Here is an 18,014-nt window from a genome sequence, read left to right on the forward strand (position 1 = left end):
AACGCTATTGATTGCTATTATTATAATTTAAATATTTTGAATAAAAATATAAAATTGGTATAATTATTATAGTAGCATTGCTACAATATTTAAATGATGGAGGAACATATTTGGGGACCACATTTAGTCTTATTACTTTTATTTTATTATTAGTCCTTACGGCATTTTTCGTAGCGACGGAATTTGCGATTGTTAAAGTGAGAGCAACCAGGATTGAGCAATTATCAAAAGCCGGTGAGAGTAAAGCTTTGGCGGCTAAGAAAGTAGTTAATCATTTAGATGAATATTTAGCTGCATGTCAGTTAGGTATTACGATTACTGCGTTGGGTATTGGGATGGTTGGAGAATCAACCTTTGAATTTATACTACATCCATTATTTAGTAGTATAGGTATTCCTGAAGCTTGGATACATCCATTTACTATCGTTGGTGCTTTTATAATTGCGACATTTTTACACGTTGTTGTAGGTGAGATGGCGCCGAAGACAATTGCTATTCAAAAGGCCGAAGCGATTACGTTACGCTTTGCTAAACCGATTATCTTTTTCTATAGGATAATGTATCCATTTATTTGGATATTAAATGGTGCAGCACGTATTATATTGAAAATGTTCAATATGAAACCTGCGAAAGAAAGTGAAGTCTTCCACTCTGAAGAAGAATTGAAACAATTAATTTATGATAGCCATGAAGGTGGAGAAATTAATGAGAGTGAACTCCATCATATCAATCAAGCTTTCAAATTTGATAATTTAGTCGCAAAAGATGTAATGATTGAGCGACAACATGTCAAAACGCTCGATATAAGCACAAGTTTTCCAGAGGTCATGCACAAGATTAAAACAAATGCTTATACAAGATATCCGGCTATAAAAAATAATGAAATTGTAGGATTTATTCATTCCAAATCATTGTTTAACGTGGAACAACCTACATCATTGGAACGTTTTGTTAATCCGATGATTCAAACTAAGATGGAAACACCTTTGAAACATATATTAGAAGTCATGAAGAAGAAAAAAGTTCATATCGCTGCAGTGTATCATGCTTCAGATTTTCAAGGTATCATTACCTTAGAGAACATTCTTGAAGAAATTGTTGGCGATATTGAAGATGAGTATAATTAACATGCATTTTGTCTTATATAATTATTAATATCATACACGACCTCATTATCTAGAATTAGTCACTAGATAGTGAGGTCTATTTTGTTACTTTTCAAAAAATAAATAAAACTTAATCTTTGACTTATGAATTAACTTGTAACTATAATAGTTACATGAGGTGATTGGTTTGAAAATTAGCAGTCGATTTACTGTAGCTGTACATATATTATCGCTAGTCAAAATAGAAGGTAATCAAACGCTGACTTCAGGATATATTGCGAGTAGCGTGAATACCAATTCAGTAGTTATCAGAAGATTAATTAGTAAACTAAAACAGGCACATTTGATAGAAACGCATCAAGGTAGCGGTGGTATTCAATTATTGAAGCCTCTGACTGATATTACATTATTAGATGTCTATAAAGCAGTTGAGGTAGTTGATGAGGGAGAACTCTTCCAAATACATGAGGATACAAATATCAATTGTGTTGTGGGCGCAAATATCCAAAGTGTGCTGGAGATGATTCTATTACGTGCACAAGATGCTATGGAAACAGTATTACAGAATGTCACTATGGATGACATCGTTTCAGGTATCTTGCAACAAAGCGGATAATGAAGCATCCGTTATATCCTACATGTAACTGAATTTGTTACATGTTAAACGTAATATATGCGTTACAAATGGAATCAACGCTACTTTTCAAATTGAACCACAAATGAACTCTCTGAAAAGATAAACAAATGGAGGAAATAATAATGAAAATAGGTATTATTGGGGCAACTGGTAAAGTAGGAACTAAAGTATTACAAGAAGCAACACGTCGTGGTCATGAAGTGACTGCCATCGTCAGAAACGCTGCTAAATTAAATCAGTCGGATGTCAAAGTGATTGAAAAAGATATTTTTAATTTAACAACAGATGATATTAAAGATCTTGATGTCGTTGTTAATGCGTTCAGTGCACCACTTGGTGAAGAAGAAGCCCACGTTGAAGCTGGACGTGCGTTAATTGCGTTATTAAAAGATGTAGATACTAGAGCGATTATTGTTGGTGGTGCGGGTAGTCTATTCGTAGATGAAGCACAAACAACACGTGTTGTTGATACACCTGATTTCCCAGATGTTGTTAAACCAACAGCTAAAGGTCAAGGACGCAATCTTCAAGACCTTAAAGATGCAGAAGGTATTACTTGGACATTTGTCAGTCCATCTGCAGAATTTGATGCGGAAGGTAAACGCACAGGTTCATATACATCAGGTAAAGATCAGTTATTAGTTAATAGTCAAGGTAATAGTTACATTAGCTATGCAGATTATGCGATTGCGATTGTAGACGAAGCTGAAAATGCAGCCCACATTAATGAACGTTTCACAGTAGTTGGCGAACAAGCATAATAGATATGTGATAGTAGGGAACGGGAGCGAGACAATGAATGTTTGTCTTAGCTCCCTTTTTGTATGCTTTTTAAACTAAACGCGTTTCGCATTTACTATTAGTATGGTCAACACCACGTTCATTGTTTTTAAACTAGAACACAGTTATGAAGTCGTATTACCTCCAGACTTTGCCATTTGAATAAATGTCTTTGCTGCTTTAGATAATCGCTTTTTATGATTTTCTTTATATGCTAATACAACTTGATTGTAATACTGATGTGGATTAAGTTGGACAAATTCCCCATTAAAACGATCTGAAGTCATATCTTTCACACTTTTTGGTACGAAGGTAATGGCTATGCCTTCATTAACAAGGCGGAGTGCATTTTCCACACTTACTGTTTCCATCATGACATCAGGCGTAACATCATAATCTTTTAAGATTTGATTAGATAATTGACGTAATGTCATCTCAGGTTTCAGTAAGATAAACTTTTCATTATTTAATGATTGAAAAGGGAACGCACCATCGTTAGCATGCGCTTTCGCTTCATCAAGTAAGGAATGACCTGGTGGTAATGCTAGGTAAATACTTTCAGTGTATAAAATTTCATAAGATAAATCCTCGGTATATAACGGCAAAATCGTAACGCCAATATCCACTTGTTGATCAGATACAATTTGTTCGATTCTGTGAGCCACTTCTTCCACTAATTCAATTTCTACGCCTGGGTAATTCTGAATGAATTTTGGCAATATATTATATAACGTATGTGTAGCTAAAATTGGATTTACGCCTATACGGATACGTCCCTTTTTCAAATTAGAAATCGTCTGCAACTCTTCGCGCATTTGATTATCAATATTCTCCATTTCATGTAAATATTCGAGGAAACGTTCAGCTGAATAAGTTAGTTCTAACGGGTTACTGTCACGGTTAATTAAAGTGACGCCTAAATCATTCTCCATTTCTTTAATATAGCGACTCAAGTAAGGTTGAGAAATATAAAGATGTTTCGCCGCATGCGAAATACTACCATACCGTTGAACGGCTTCTAGATATTGTATGTCATTTTTATGTGTCATGCGTGAAGCTCCTTTCTTTATTAAAAATAGCGCTATAACCTTTTAGTTATACATTTGATAGTTAAATACGTCTTTTACATTCATTCCCCAAGGTTAGATAATAGAGTTAGACATAAAACAGACACATTTTCCAGAATGCGTAATGTTATTACAGAAGTATAGGGGTGACGTTATCGATATGATCGGAACGATAGGGATTATATTAGCAATTATTTTCATTATATATATGTCCGTCAAAAACTATTCCATTTTAGTTATAGGTCCTGTGGCCTCTATTATAGTCATCTTGACTAATAAATTACCATTTTTCGACTCGCTCATCGGTACGAAAGCGTCCTATATGACTGGCTTAACAGATTTCATTGTTAGCTTCTTCGGCGTTTTTATACTTGGTGCTTTATTAGCGAAATTTATGGATGAAAGTGGTGCCGCACAATCTATCGCTGAAAAGATAGTTTCTAAGACGGGAACAAATAGTCCATACGCAATATTAATTGCTATTTTTATTATTACAGCTATTTTAACGTATGGCGGTATTAGTTTATACGTTGTTGTCTTTGTATTAATTCCATTAGCGAAACCATTATTCAAACAAATGGATCTTGCTTGGAACTTAATCGGTATTCCAGTTATGCTTGGTTTGGGTACTTTTACAATGACCATGTTGCCTGGTACACCTTCTGTACAGAACGTTGTACCAACTAAATATTTAGGCACATCACTTACTTCAGCCCCTTTACTAGGCATTGTCGGAACAATCGTCGCTATTGCCTTTGGACTTTGGTATATGAAACATGCATTGAATAAAAGTATCGCAAAAGGCGAATCATTTGCCGATTACGATATTGAAGATCACAACATGACATCAAAAGAGAAAACACCAAACTTTATCGTAAGTATTTTACCGATTGTGGTACTTATCATCATGAATATTATAGGTAGTGCAATGGGTATTGAAAACATAATACTGATTAGTTTAACAACGTCAGTTATTTTATCAGCATTGCTCTTTTACAACTATATTCCAGTTAAAAAAGCAGTGCTTAATGAAGGGGCAGCGAATTCGTTAATGCCAATGTTCCTTACAGGCTCAGCTATTGCTTTTGGAACAGTCATTACATTAGCCCCTGGATTCGAAACAATTCGTAAATTGATATTAGATATTCCTGGTAGCCCACTTATCAGCTTAGCCGTAGCATCAGCATTATTTGGTGTGATTACAGGTTCAGCTTCAGGTTCACTCGGAATCGTCTTACAAGCATTCGGTAAACATTATGTTGATATGGGCATTGACCCGGAAGTCATTCACAGGGTGGCAACCATGTCATCATCTATTTTCACCGTTATGCCACACACAGGCTTTGTATTAACGTTCTTTGCACTTACAGGATTAACACATAAGAATGGTTTCAAATATTTATTTATTACAAACACTGGTGCCAACCTTTTAGCACTTATAGTCGTACTATTAGGCGTTATTATTTTTTAGGAAAATGCAGCACCAAACAATTATAGGAGGTAATCAATTATGACAAGAAATGTAATCGTAACAGGCTCAGCACAAGGTATAGGATATGCAATCGCACAAGCATTCGATAAAGAACAAGATCGTGTATTTATCTTCGATATGAATCAAGAAGCGGCTGATAAAGCGGCAAGCACATTAAACAATGGTGTGGCTTATCAAGTTGATGTAACAAATGAAGACGAAGTTTCAAAAGCGATTGAAGATGTAAATCATAAATACGGTGCAGTTGACGTATTAGTGAATAATGCGGGTATTCAACACATCGATAAAATTGAAGATTTCCCATTAGATCAATGGAATAAAGTGATTGGCGTTATTCAAACTGGTACGTTCTTGATGACGAAACATGTTATTCCATCAATGAAACAACAACAAAGTGGCCGTATTATTACAATTTCATCTGCACATGGTGAAATGGCAGACCCATTTAAATCTGCTTATGTTGCTTCTAAATTCGCACAAATCGGTTTCACTAAAACAGTTGCACTTGAAACAGTTAAAGATGGTATTACAGCGAACGCAGTATTACCAGGACCTGTTCGTACAGCATTAATTGAGAACCAACTTGCACACCTTGCAAAACAAGATGGCTCAACTGAACAAGAAGCAATGGAAAAATATATTACAGGTAAAATGCCAATGAACCGTTTATTAGAACCATCTGAAATCGCAGCAACTTGTGTATTCTTAGCATCTGATGGTGCAACAGCGATTACTGGTGAAACAATTAGTGTTTCTGGCGGTTCAAACGCATAATTTATAAATCAATTAAAAATTAAGAAAGGATGTATTCAGAATGGCAGAACTTAAAGAACAATTAATTGGAACTTGGAAATTAGTGAGATATCAAGATGAAGATAAAGATGGTAACATCTTCTTCCCACTAGGTAAAGATGCAACAGGATTCATTATGTATAATCCAGATGGTTATATGTCAGCACAATTAATGCAACAAGGACGTCAAGCATATGAATCAGGAGACTTACACACAGGTACTAAAGATGAAATGGCTGAAGCAGCACATGGTTACGTTGCATACGCTGGTCGTTTCGAATTAGACGAAGAGAATTCAACAGTGTATCACACTATGGAAGTAAGTATGAATCCAACTTGGTTAGGCGATACACAACCTCGTGTTTTTGAATTAGAAGGCGACACACTTAGTATTGTGAACGGTAACGTGCCTAACCAAAAATTAGTATGGCAACGTGTGAAATAAGATAAATTTTTCACAAAATGATTAAAAAATGCACTTTAGAGGTAGAGCGTTATGAAAGTCATATTAACGAATAAATGTTAGGTAAGGCTTTCAAATGGGATAAATTGCACATAGCACACGAAGAAAAATTCAAAGGGAGATGTCTAGTATGAGATATAATGAATTTGAAGGAAAAACAGTTGTTATTACAGGCGCAGCATCAGGAATTGGTAAAGCGACTGCTTTAAAATTTGCACAAGAGAAAGCCAACATCGTTATCGGAGACGTTGATGAACGTGCACAACAAACTGCACAAGAAATCAATGATAATGGTGGCCATGCATTATTCGTTAAAACAGACGTGTCTAACCCAGAACAAGTACAAGCATTGATGCAAAAAGCACTTAAAGAATTTGGTAGTGTTGACCACGCATTTAACAATGCAGGTATCTTAAATCAACCTAAAAAATTTGCAGATATTGACCCTGACACATTTGATAAAGTCATTAATGTAGACGTTAAAGGTGTCTTCTTATCAATGAAATATGAATTAGAAAGTATGCTTCAAAGCGGAGGCGGTACAATTGTTAATACAGCCTCAGTTGCGGGATTAATTGCTGACCCTCAAATGGGACCATATATTGCTGCAAAACACGCAGTAATCGGTATGACAAAATCAGCTGGTTTCGACCATGCTACTGATGGCGTTCGTATTAACGCTGTTGCCCCAGGATTAACTGAAACAGATATGACTAAAGCTTGGAAAGATGATGATGAAAAATGGCAACAAATGATTTCAGGTGTACCAATGGCTAAAGCAGCACAACCTGATGATATTGCTGACATCGTATTATTCTTATCATCTGATTCAGCAAAATTCATGACTGCTCAAGTTTATCTTGTTGATGGTGGTCAAACAGCACACTAGTCTTCATATTTATTCATATGATTGAGGTGGAATGACGAATTCAAATTGAATTCGGTTCCACCTTTTTCTTTATATTTTTTACCATAATCGGTATAGTTAGGTTCAAATTACATATAGAGAAATGAGAATGGATAAAAATGTCAGCAAATATTTGTGCTTATTTAGGTGTTTCTGTAGATGGATACATAGCAGATCGATATGAAAGCGTTCAATTTCTAGAAGAGGTAGAAGGAGAAGGAGACAATGGTTATGCCCAGTTCTATGACAATGTAGACGTTGTGATTATGGGTGGGAATACATTTAGATGGTTACTCGACAATGATGTTAAAGAGAATCCGTACGAAGGTAAAAAAGTGATCGTGATTACATCGCAGGATGTTTCTATAGATTGGGATATTGAATTTTATAGTGGAGATTTAAAATCATTATTTAATAGATTTGGAGATGACGAATTTGTATGGATTGTAGGTGGGGGTGCCTTGATTTCTGAATTGGTGAACTTACACATTTTAACATCCATGCGCTTAACTATTGCCCCTAAGTTACTAGGCCAAGGCGTAAATTTATTTAATGATATGAGTGACAAAGTTCATTTAAATTTGAGAGACGTGACACAATATAATCAATTTGTAGAACTTTCTTATGATGTTCAATATGACTAATGTTCAAGTAGTCTAGTCATAACATTGTAATTTTTAATATAAGTATTGCTATACTTGTTAATATTACATATAAAGGAGGGGATTAAATGTTTCTTGCATGGAACGAAATTAAACGGAATAAGCTAAAATTCGGATTAATTATCGGCATTCTTGTTTTGATTAGTTATTTACTATTTTTATTATCCGGACTAGCGAATGGTTTAATTAATATGAATACTGAGGGCATCAAGAAGTGGAAAGCGGATGCCATCGTATTGAATAAAGATGCCAACCAAACGGTTCAACAATCTGTGTTTAAGACATCTGATGTCAAAGGCAAATTCAAAGAAGAAGCACCTTTAAAACAAATGGGTGTCATCGCATCAAATGGAGATAGTGAAGAGAATGCATTGCTCTTTGGTGTGACATCTAAATCGTTCTTGATTCCAAAGATTGTGGACGGTAAAAAATTTAGTAAAGATAATGACGTTGTGATCGATCAATCATTAAAAGATAAAGGGTTTAAAGTAGGAGATACGATAAAGTTGTCTCAATCTGATGAAAAGTTACATATCGTAGGTGTCTCTGAAAGTGCTAAATATAATGCATCGCCCGTCATTTTCGCAAATAATAAAACGATTGAAAAAATTAACCCTGCGTTATCGTCAGATAAAACCAATGCTGTTGTCGTCAAAGATAGTCATTGGAAAGATAAAAAGGTTGATAGTGATTTAGAAGTCGTCGGTATAGATAAATTTGTAGAGAATCTACCAGGTTATAAACCACAGAATTTAACGATGAACTTTATGATAACATTCTTATTCGTTATTTCTGCTACAGTTATTGGCGTCTTCTTATATGTCATTACATTGCAGAAGAAGAATTTATTTGGCGTGTTAAAAGCTCAAGGATTTACAAATGGCTTCTTAATGAAGATGGTGCTTGCACAAACATTCATATTAGCCTTAATCGGAACATTGATTGGCTTAATACTGACATTGCTTACAAGTCTAGTCTTGCCGGAAGCGGTACCTGTACAATTTAATATGGGCACGCTCATAATCTTTGGTATCGTCTTGATTCTAACATCACTTGTCGGAAGTTTATTCTCAGTATTATCTATTCGCAAAATTGACCCACTCAAGGCAATCGGATAAGGAGGTGCCACTATGTTAAAATTTGAGCAAGTTACCAAAGAATTCCAAGATGGTAATCATATCATTGAAGCAGTCAAACCAACATCGTTATCTTTTGAAAAAGGTGAACTCATAGCTATCGTTGGCCCTTCCGGTTCCGGTAAGAGTACATTTCTAACCATGGCAGGGGCATTACAAACACCAACATCTGGTGAAATTTTTATCAACGACAAAAAAATCTCAAAAATGAGTCAAAAACAATTAGCTAAAATGAGAATGAAAGAAATTGGCTTTATCTTACAAGCTACTAATTTAGTGCCATTCTTAACAATTAAACAGCAATTTCATTTATTGAAAAGTTATAAAAAAGGTGTCTTAAGTACTGAAGAATATGATAAGTTGTTGAGTGATTTAGGTTTGAAAGAAATTGAAAATAAATTACCTTCTGAAGTTTCGGGCGGTCAAAAACAACGTGTCGCGATAGCTAAGGCAATTTACACACAACCATCCATTATTTTAGCGGATGAGCCAACTGCTTCATTAGATACGGAAAATGCGATGGCAGTCATGGAAATTTTAAAAGAACAATCTAAACAACGTCATAAAACTTGTATTATCGTAACGCACGATGAACGTTTAACGAAGTTCTGTGATAAAGTCTTTCATATGGAAGACGGACGCTTAAAAGAAAAATAATCATATTAAAAACGCCCTCTAGCCACTTTATATAAGTGATATCTGCTTGAGAGGGCGTTAGTTATATTAATTGATATTATTTTTGTTCTTTTAAGAATGTAACGATATCTTTAGGTTCACGACCTAATAATTCTTTCAATAATGGAGAAGATTTATCAAAGTCTCCATCTACACTTGCGTGGAAGATATCTAAGAACATTTGTTTTAATTCTTCAGGAAGGTTAGGCACATTATCTAATGCTTCTCTATATTGATCATCAGAAATGACTATTCTTTCAATACTTGAATCATATTCGTGTGCGATTTCTTCCATAGTCATTGGTTTTTCAGCTGTTAATAAGGGATATTTCTCTGAAAAATCTTTGTCTTGAAGCATTTTTACAATGCCTTCTGCTAAATCTTCATGTGCTGTCCAGTTCACAGGACCATCTTTAGGCAAATATAATTTACCATCATGTAAACCACCGAAGAAGAATTGTGCGCCACTGTCAGCGTAGAAGCCATGACGTGATGATATGAAATTTAAACCACTATCTTCTAGTAATTTTTCAGTGTTATAGTGATCAATCATTGGTTGGAAGTGTGATTGTGCGGTACTACCAATTTGGCTTGTGTAGACTAAACGTTCTACTCCAGCTTCTTTTGCTGCATTAATCACGTTTGTATGTGCATCAACTAACTCTTGACCTTGACCATTCGCTGATACAACGACTAATTGAGTGATACCTTCAAATGCTGAAGATAATGTTTCTGGTTTTTTAAAGTCAGCTTCTCTAACTGATACACCTTTATCAGCAAGGTGTTGTACTTTTGAAGCGTTACGTACACTTACTGCAATTTCTTCACTTGGAAATACTTTTAAAGCCTGCTCTGTAATTAATTGGCCTAATTTACCACTTGCACCTGTAATTAAAATCATGAAATAATACTCCTTTATAATTGGATGTTAAGTTTTCCCAATAGATAGTAAGTAAAACAAATAGAACTGAGTTTGAATATTAAACGTATAAAAAGGTTAAAGCAAACAAATTGCCTTAACCTCGATAAACATATTTCTATTCGTCTTGTAATTCTCTCTCTAAATCTTTTTCGTCTTCCATCGCTATCGTCGCTTTTTCAGACTCTTTTCTATATTTTTGATACATAATCACTAACACGATTGCCCACACTGGTGCAAACAGTACTGCATAACGTGTAGCACTGTTAATTAATAAGATAACAAAGATGAATGCAAAGAAGGCGAGAATGGCATAAGCCATATATTTTCCACCTGGCATTTTGAATTTACTGTCTTTGTGCTGTTCAGGATTTCTCTTCACAAAGCCAAGATATGCAATCATGATACATGTCCAAATCATAATATTTAATACAGTTGAGAATGTAGTGATTTGAACGAATACTTTAGTTGCATCTTTGAATACTGCGTTTAATACAATCGCAATACATAGTAACGCACATGTTAATAAAATTGCGTAATATGGCACACCATGTTTATTTGTCTTATGTAAGAATGGTGGGCCTTGCTTTCTACCTGCTAAACCGAATAGTGTACGACTGTTTGCAAAGATACCACTATTACATGAAGATGCGGCAGCTGTTAAAACAACGAAGTTAATGATACCTGCTGCAAATGGAATACCGACTAAGCCGAATAATTTAACGTACGGACTTTCGGCAGGATCTAATTTATTCCAAGGTACAACTGACATAATAACGGCTAATGAACCGATATAAAATATTAGAATACGGAATGGTACATTATTAATTGCTTGAGGAATCGTTTTGTAAGGATTCTTCGTTTCTCCGGCAGTAATACCAATCAATTCAATACCGATAAATGAGAAGATTGCCATTTGGAAAGCCATAAAGAATCCTGATGCCCCATTAGGGAAGAACCCGCCGTGACTCCAAATATTTGTTACGCTTGCTGTTCCATAATTTGTCTTCATCGCAAAGACAACCATGACGATACCTACAACAATTAATGCTAATATCGTAACTACTTTAATAATAGATAACCAGAATTCAAGTTCACCAAATAGTTTGGCACTGAATAGGTTCATTCCGATAAGTACAAGAATCGTAAATGCAACGGTTAACCAGTTCGGTATTGCCGGATACCAAAATTCAACGTACTTAGCGACAGCTGTTACTTCGGCCATCCCAGAAATAATCCAAGTTAACCAGTATGTCCAACCGACCATAAAACCGGCCATAGGGCCAATATGATGGTGTGCAATATCACCAAATGATTTAAAGCCTAAGTTAGATAATAAAATTTCTCCCATTGCTCGCATAAACATAAATAATACAAATCCAACGATGATGTATGTAAGTAGTATCGATGGTCCTGCTAAATGAATGGATTCACCGGCACCTAAGAATAAACCAGTACCAATGGCACCACCAATCGCAATAAGTTGTATATGCCTATTGCTTAACTCCCTTTGCAGTTTATCTGCCATAATGTTCGTCCCTTTCGTGAGTAAATATATGACTGAAGATTATGACTGACTGGATCATTACTCTTTGTAATAACATAAATAATTGATTTAAGTTATGTAAATAATTTTTTTGTTAAAATTAATGATACCCTATTTAACAAATTCTAATCAAACATAACTGTAAAATCTTTATATTAAAATATTCCGAAAATAATTTTTCCTTTAAGAAATAATTTAACTCAATATAATTTTAATAAAAAATCGATGGTGACAATACTAGTAAAATCGCATAGTAACTTATATAAGCATATTCTTTCACTTTAGGGAATGTTTGATTGATAATCGAGTATATGAAAATTTTAAATGAGTATTATGAAATAGAGAAAGAAGGCTAAATGATGATAAATGATTTTAATGAAATCTTAGAAGGTAGAAAATCTGTAAAAGGATTTGATCCTGAATATAAAATTCCTCATGAAGAAATGAACGAAATGATTGAAAAAGCAACGAAAGCACCATCTTCAGTTAATATGCAACCTTGGCGTTTCGTTGTAGTTGAAAGTGATGAAGCTAAACAAAAACTACGTCCATTAATTCAATTTAATACAAATCAAAATGATACGTCTTCAGCAATGGTTGTCATCTTCGGTGACTTACAATGCTATGAAGAAGGCGAATATATTTATGAACAAGCAGTCATAAATGGACACATGCCTCAAGAAGTTAAAGAACAAATGTTACCTATCGTGCTAGAAAATTATAAAAATAGAACACGTCAAAATATGAGTGATATTGTTAAAATTGATAGCAGTCTAGCAGCAATGCAATTTATGTTAGTTGCAAAACAACATGGCTATGATACAAATCCAATTGGTGGCTTTGAACATGAAGAGATTGGCAAAGCGTTTGGTTATGATTTAGAACGTTATGTCCCAGTCATGATTGTTGCTATTGGTAAGAAAGCGAAAGAAGCACATACTTCTTACAGAATGCCGGTTGAAAAAGTTATAGATTACAAATAAAAAGTGATTAAGGTTGGGACATCATCCTACGCTGAGAATGCCATTTAAATGGAGACCATTCATATTGTCTAAGTGAATGACTTAGAACAATTTGCTTTTGAGTTTACCATGATGGTATTTCAAAGTATGGATGGTTTAAGTCTCAACTTTCTTAATTTTATACAGAAAAGGGTATATGATAGGACATCATTGATATAGATAAAAGGAGTGATAATTATGACGAACAATCATAGTTTAGAATCATTAACTCAGGTTGAAAAAGGCTTATATGAAACACCTAAGGCAGTCTTACCATTTGATCGTCGTTATCGCATTAAATCTTTTGTATTAGAACGTCCAGAAGGCAATGTTGTCATTTACCATTCGCCAGGTTTAAATGAAGCTGCAAACGATATTAATCAACTAGGTGGGGCAACACGTGTATTAATGAATCACGAGCATGAGTCGTTAGGAGGTCAACCAGAGATTGACTTACCTTTTTGGATTCATCGTGATGATGCAGATGCAATTAGCGATACCGTGAAGATTAATGGTCAGTTTAACCAACGTGAGGCATTAGCATCTGATCTTGACGTGATTCCAACACCAGGTCATACGTCAGGCACAACAATGTTTCTATGGAATAATGGTGAACATCGCTTCTTATTTACAGGCGACTTCTTATGTGTCGATAATGGGGAGTGGCGAACGGTCATTTTAGGATCTAGTAATAGAGAGGAATCTATTAAAAGTTTAGAATTCATTCGTGATTTAGAGTTCGACGCAATTGTGCCGTGGGTTGCCATTGAAGGTGAAGGCTCAGTGTTCTTTGCTGACAATGAAGAAGATAAACGTGAAAGACTTCAGAACATTATCAATCGTGTGCGTAACGGTGAGAATACTTAGTCATATAGACACTTTGAAACAGTAGATTATGGTATTGTTGTAAATCTAAATCTTGAGGTGGTAAAGATGAACGCGAATCGTGGGATTAATCACATTGGATTAACCGTGCCTGATATGGAGGAGGCGACTGCCTTTTTCAAGAATGGATTGAATGGCAAGATTGCCTATGATAGTCAGAAGAAGTCAGATGATCCTCGTGGTGGTAATGAGGTAGAACGTGTACTTGGTTTGGAAAAGGGCGCTGTGATTATTCATAAGCGTATGATGGTCTTTGGCAATGGACCAAATATTGAAATGTTCGAGTTTAGAGATGCCCAGCAAGGTAAAGCACAATCATTACAAGATATTGGTTTCACACATATTTCCTTCTATATTGAAGCGGCGCACTTTGATGATGTCATTCAACAAGTAGAAAGCGCTGGTGGACAACCTATTTCAGAGCCACACGCTAATACGAAATATGAAGATACAGAGGGCAATCGAACAGTTTATATCAAAACGCCCTGGAATAGTTTAATAGAACTTCAAACCGTTCCGAATGGCTTTTATTATCCTGAAGATAGTGAAGCTGACGTATTTATTCCTGAAAAAGTAAACAAATAAAGTAATAACACGACTTAAATTGATAACATTATTACACATTTGTTATATTTTAAATTCATATATTTTATTCTTTTAGATTAAGGTATAATTACCCGTGAGCAAGTGGTTTACAAAGAAAAGAAGGCAATCGAATTTATTTTTTATAAGTTGCCAATTTAATTAATTGGGAATATCTTTCTGTAAAAGGGGTAATTGTTTTAAGACATATTATTTAGGATATGTCAATCTTAATTTAGGGGAGTAATATTTATGATTGATATTCAAATTCAAAAATCAGAATTAATTGAAGTAATTGAAAACATTGTAAAAGAAAAAGTAAACGTTGAAAGTGATGACGGGTGTGAAATTTTAGCCACCGAAATTGTCAATGGATTAGAAGAATTGAACAGTGCAGAAACACAAACAAATAATTTACTAGGATTAAATAGTGAATTGCGTCATGAAGTGGATGCATCTAAACATGCTAAGAAAGTGACAATATCTGCGACAGAAGACGCCTCCAGTCAGTCACAACCGGTCCAAAATAATGTGAGTAACAATTAGTGATTAATCAGACATTTATGCAATTGTTACCGGATTATACAACTAGCAATCAACGCATAAAAATAAACACCACCTATTGGAAGTAGCAAAGACTTTTCAATAGGTGGTGTTTTAAGTTTGATTAATGATTCAATTATGAGAATAATACTTTCAAGATGTTGAATAATGAACCTAATAATTGTAGAAACGTACCTGACATAGGATAACCTCCTTTCTTAAGAAAGTGATGATGCATTAAGCATTTCTAGTTAACGTTTCACTTTGAACTAAATCATCTGCTAAGCCATGCCAGAATTGTTGGAGTTCAGCTTTAGTGCGTTTTGTATCAGAACTATCTTGACCTACAAAATCGACATGATCCCAATCATGTTTAGTTGGTGTCACTTGCCAAATACCTTTTTGGTTTTTGTCGGTAGCTTGTGTGTAGGCTTGATTAAATGGATGTTGAGATGAAATCACAGATACTAAGCCATCGTTTTCTCTCCATTCTTTTTCATTGGCTTTACCGATAACATTGGCAGTTAATGTAAATGGGAAGAATAAATTTAAATCTGCTTTTTGACGACCAAATAGTGACGCATGTGTTGATTCTCCAGTGTAAGTTTTGTACACAATATTTGGGTTTAGTGAGGTATTTCGATTAAGATTTGTGGCCCCCTCACGTGTTAAATCATAGAAACCATTGTCTTGTGTTTGCCATAATTTAGAATTTTTAACGCGTTTGGCATAGTCGATATACGATTCATTAGGTTGCTGTTTTAGACCCCATTGAGACAGACCGAAGTCTACACGAGAATCTTTGTTACCAAGTACTTTTCCTGCATCAAAGACAACTTGACGGATAAGCGCCTCATTACCTAGTAGATCAGATGCATGTGTGCCATTATGAGGTGTGCCTAGCGTTGAAATCGAAGAAATCATATTATCATGTTGTCCTTGATATAAAGGTGAGATATCGCCACCATGTGCTTTCTGATACTCCTGTTCTTCTTTATTTCCATTTCTTAATAATGCTTCTAATTGGCGAATGGTTTGTCCGCCCATACTATGACCGACGAGATGGACTTTTTGACCTGGTTGCCAATCCTTGTATACACCTTCATATGTTTTTCCGTAGCGTGCATGACCATATTTCGCAGCGTGTGCAGCACCGTAATCTACCGTACCACCTTTAATATAATAATAAAGTTCGACAGCGCGATCATAGTTACTACCAAAGGCACTGATGCTTGCTTCATATGCTTTATAACCATTTTCTTCTAAATCTTGACGGATATTTAATTTATCGCCACCCCAATAGTGTGAAAGTACAGATGGATTAATATCATCTGTGAAACCATTAAATCCATGTACAAGGATAATAGGATCTTGGTTTTTATATTGTGTTTGTTTCGCAACTTTATTTGTTTGATCTTTCGTTCCAGTTGCCGCTTGAGTTTTAGATTGATTATTTGTCGTTGCTACTGAATTATTTTTAAGCGTATTTAAGCCTGATTGTTTATCTTTATCATGTTTAGGTGACTTGCCATTATCTAAAGTAGGACTCATTTGTTCATCCAGCACAATATGATTATTATTATTAATGCTTGTATTGCGTGTAGTGCTTGCTTCAGATGTTGTAGCTTCTTTTTGAGTTAATGTTTGTTGTTGTGTTGGTGATGTTACTTTAGATGTTTCATGATGATTATCATTCATATGTTGAGAGTGAACTTGTTGATGATTGACAGTCGATTTATTTGAAGGTTGTGCTTGTGTTTGAGTTGATTGTTGTCGTACCGTTGATTGGTTTTTATTTAGATGCGTTACATTTGAAGGTGTAGAAGGTACTTTAGCCTTCGTTGCATCTGAATGTTTATTATCAGTCTTGTCTTTTTTATCTTCGACTGTCTTATTAGTTATTGTTTGAGTTGGTGTGGTTACTTGCTTAGTAGAATTGTCTTTATCAGAAACTGTCTCAGTTGATTGTGTTGATGGTTCTTTATGTTGTGACGCACTTGTATTTTGAGTTGATGTTTCTTCAGTAGTAGTTGGTTTAGAAGTCGATGCTTCTTGTGGCGTGACGTTATGTGCAGTTGGATTTGACTCAGGTTGTGACTGTTTTACATTCGAAGTTGAATGCGCAGTTGTTGTCGATGGTTGTTGGTTTGTTTTTTCAGATGTTGAATGTGTTTCATCCGTCTTAGATACATCTGATAGATTATTTTCATTATGTAAGCGAGTTTGTGCATGATTTTCATTTTCAGTTTGAGACGTATGCGACTTAGCTTGTTCAGTTGGTTGAACGTGTCCCTCTTGAGTCGCTTGGTCCTTATTATCCCCAATAGATTGTGCTGACGCCGCATCAGGAGTTCCCACTTCCTGTTGTTTCTCGGCTGCCTGGGCTGAGCCTCCTCCCATGAATAGTAACGTTGCTACTACAATTGAAGACGCTCCAACGCTTAATTTACGAATACTAAATCGGTTCTCTCTTGTTTTCATAAACAGCACCTCTATTTATTTTATTTTTTGAAAATGTACAACTTAAAATTAAATATGTGATTCTAGATAAATAAGTTAATAATTGCTCGTGGTAAGAACTCAAACAATTTACTAAATATTGCTTTAATTGCTTCCATAATGACCATCCTTTCTTTTGATTGGAGAAAGCGTTTACAAAAGTGAGTAAAAAATTAGAACACAACTGGTTCAACTGTAACAGCATATCTCTATCAAAGTAATTTAAACAAATAGTAACCTTGGTTGATATAGGTTGTCAATGGTTTAACGCGTTTGCGTGTGATAAGTACTCATAGTTGAGTATATAGGGAGAACAAAAAAG

Annotated in this window: 18 protein-coding genes; 14 read left to right on the forward strand and 4 right to left on the reverse strand. The window is 35.0% G+C overall.

The annotated features are described in order from the left end of the window. The first annotated feature begins 110 nt into the window (after window positions 1-110). The 3 genes from HYI43_00560 to HYI43_00570 all read left to right on the forward strand — a co-directional run bounded on the left by HYI43_00560 (window position 111) and on the right by HYI43_00570 (window position 2,504). Window positions 111-1,127, forward strand: coding sequence for an HlyC/CorC family transporter (locus HYI43_00560; protein UDI77113.1), 1,017 nt, complete (start codon window positions 111-113; stop codon window positions 1,125-1,127). Window positions 1,128-1,293: 166 nt separating this feature from the next. Continuing rightward, window positions 1,294-1,722 (forward strand): Rrf2 family transcriptional regulator, encoded by a 429-nt coding sequence (locus HYI43_00565; protein ID UDI77114.1) that lies wholly within the window; start codon window positions 1,294-1,296, stop codon window positions 1,720-1,722. Window positions 1,723-1,865: 143 nt separating this feature from the next. Next, window positions 1,866-2,504, forward strand: coding sequence for an NAD(P)-dependent oxidoreductase (locus HYI43_00570; GenBank protein UDI77115.1), 639 nt, complete (start codon window positions 1,866-1,868; stop codon window positions 2,502-2,504). A 144-nt stretch (window positions 2,505-2,648) separates the two neighbouring features. On the opposite strand, the gene HYI43_00575 is transcribed toward HYI43_00570, so the two are convergent. Next, window positions 2,649-3,572, reverse strand: coding sequence for a LysR family transcriptional regulator (locus HYI43_00575; protein UDI77116.1), 924 nt, complete (start codon window positions 3,570-3,572; stop codon window positions 2,649-2,651). Between the two features lie 172 nt (window positions 3,573-3,744). On the opposite strand from HYI43_00575, the gene HYI43_00580 reads away from it, so the two are divergent. From HYI43_00580 to HYI43_00610, 7 genes are all read left to right on the forward strand, one after another. Next, on the forward strand, window positions 3,745-5,061 hold the full coding sequence (locus tag HYI43_00580; GenBank protein UDI79240.1) for a GntP family permease: 1,317 nt from the start codon (window positions 3,745-3,747) through the stop codon (window positions 5,059-5,061). Between the two features lie 39 nt (window positions 5,062-5,100). Further along, window positions 5,101-5,856 carry a 3-hydroxybutyrate dehydrogenase gene (locus HYI43_00585; GenBank protein ID UDI77117.1) on the forward strand — a complete coding sequence of 252 codons (756 nt, stop codon included), beginning with the start codon at window positions 5,101-5,103 and terminating at the stop codon, window positions 5,854-5,856. A 40-nt stretch (window positions 5,857-5,896) separates the two neighbouring features. Next, a complete protein-coding gene (locus HYI43_00590; GenBank protein ID UDI77118.1) occupies window positions 5,897-6,319 on the forward strand; it encodes a lipocalin-like domain-containing protein in 423 nt (140 codons plus the stop codon). A gap of 139 nt (window positions 6,320-6,458) precedes the next feature. Further along, window positions 6,459-7,226: a glucose 1-dehydrogenase gene (locus HYI43_00595; protein ID UDI77119.1), complete on the forward strand. Its 768-nt coding sequence runs from the start codon at window positions 6,459-6,461 to the stop codon at window positions 7,224-7,226. A 137-nt stretch (window positions 7,227-7,363) separates the two neighbouring features. Beyond that, window positions 7,364-7,888, forward strand: coding sequence for a dihydrofolate reductase family protein (locus HYI43_00600; GenBank protein UDI77120.1), 525 nt, complete (start codon window positions 7,364-7,366; stop codon window positions 7,886-7,888). Between the two features lie 86 nt (window positions 7,889-7,974). Beyond that, window positions 7,975-9,024, forward strand: a complete 1,050-nt coding sequence (locus HYI43_00605) for an ABC transporter permease (protein ID UDI77121.1) — start codon at window positions 7,975-7,977, stop codon at window positions 9,022-9,024. A 12-nt stretch (window positions 9,025-9,036) separates the two neighbouring features. Continuing rightward, complete coding sequence (locus HYI43_00610) at window positions 9,037-9,699, forward strand: ABC transporter ATP-binding protein (GenBank protein UDI77122.1); 663 nt, start codon at window positions 9,037-9,039, stop codon at window positions 9,697-9,699. Between the two features lie 76 nt (window positions 9,700-9,775). On the opposite strand, the gene HYI43_00615 is transcribed toward HYI43_00610, so the two are convergent. Continuing rightward, entirely contained in the window at window positions 9,776-10,618 is an 843-nt protein-coding gene (locus HYI43_00615) for an NAD(P)H-binding protein (protein ID UDI77123.1), read from the reverse strand. Window positions 10,619-10,754: 136 nt separating this feature from the next. Continuing rightward, complete coding sequence (locus tag HYI43_00620; protein ID UDI77124.1) at window positions 10,755-12,164, reverse strand: amino acid permease; 1,410 nt, start codon at window positions 12,162-12,164, stop codon at window positions 10,755-10,757. A gap of 377 nt (window positions 12,165-12,541) precedes the next feature. Between HYI43_00620 and HYI43_00625 the strand changes: the two genes are divergently transcribed. From HYI43_00625 to HYI43_00640, 4 genes are all read left to right on the forward strand, one after another. Continuing rightward, window positions 12,542-13,165 (forward strand): nitroreductase family protein, encoded by a 624-nt coding sequence (locus tag HYI43_00625; protein UDI77125.1) that lies wholly within the window; start codon window positions 12,542-12,544, stop codon window positions 13,163-13,165. A gap of 216 nt (window positions 13,166-13,381) precedes the next feature. Next, a complete protein-coding gene (locus tag HYI43_00630) occupies window positions 13,382-14,050 on the forward strand; it encodes an MBL fold metallo-hydrolase (GenBank protein ID UDI77126.1) in 669 nt (222 codons plus the stop codon). A 66-nt stretch (window positions 14,051-14,116) separates the two neighbouring features. Beyond that, complete coding sequence (locus HYI43_00635; protein UDI77127.1) at window positions 14,117-14,653, forward strand: VOC family protein; 537 nt, start codon at window positions 14,117-14,119, stop codon at window positions 14,651-14,653. 249 nt (window positions 14,654-14,902) lie between these two features. Beyond that, on the forward strand, window positions 14,903-15,196 hold the full coding sequence (locus HYI43_00640; protein ID UDI77128.1) for a hypothetical protein: 294 nt from the start codon (window positions 14,903-14,905) through the stop codon (window positions 15,194-15,196). Between the two features lie 234 nt (window positions 15,197-15,430). Here the strand turns inward: HYI43_00640 and HYI43_00645 are convergent, their stop codons facing one another. Beyond that, window positions 15,431-17,674: a YSIRK-type signal peptide-containing protein gene (locus HYI43_00645; protein UDI77129.1), complete on the reverse strand. Its 2,244-nt coding sequence runs from the start codon at window positions 17,672-17,674 to the stop codon at window positions 15,431-15,433. Window positions 17,675-18,014: the final 340 nt, after the last annotated feature.

This window comes from Staphylococcus taiwanensis (assembly GCA_020544305.1).
In the GTDB taxonomy this organism is placed as follows: domain Bacteria; phylum Bacillota; class Bacilli; order Staphylococcales; family Staphylococcaceae; genus Staphylococcus; species Staphylococcus taiwanensis.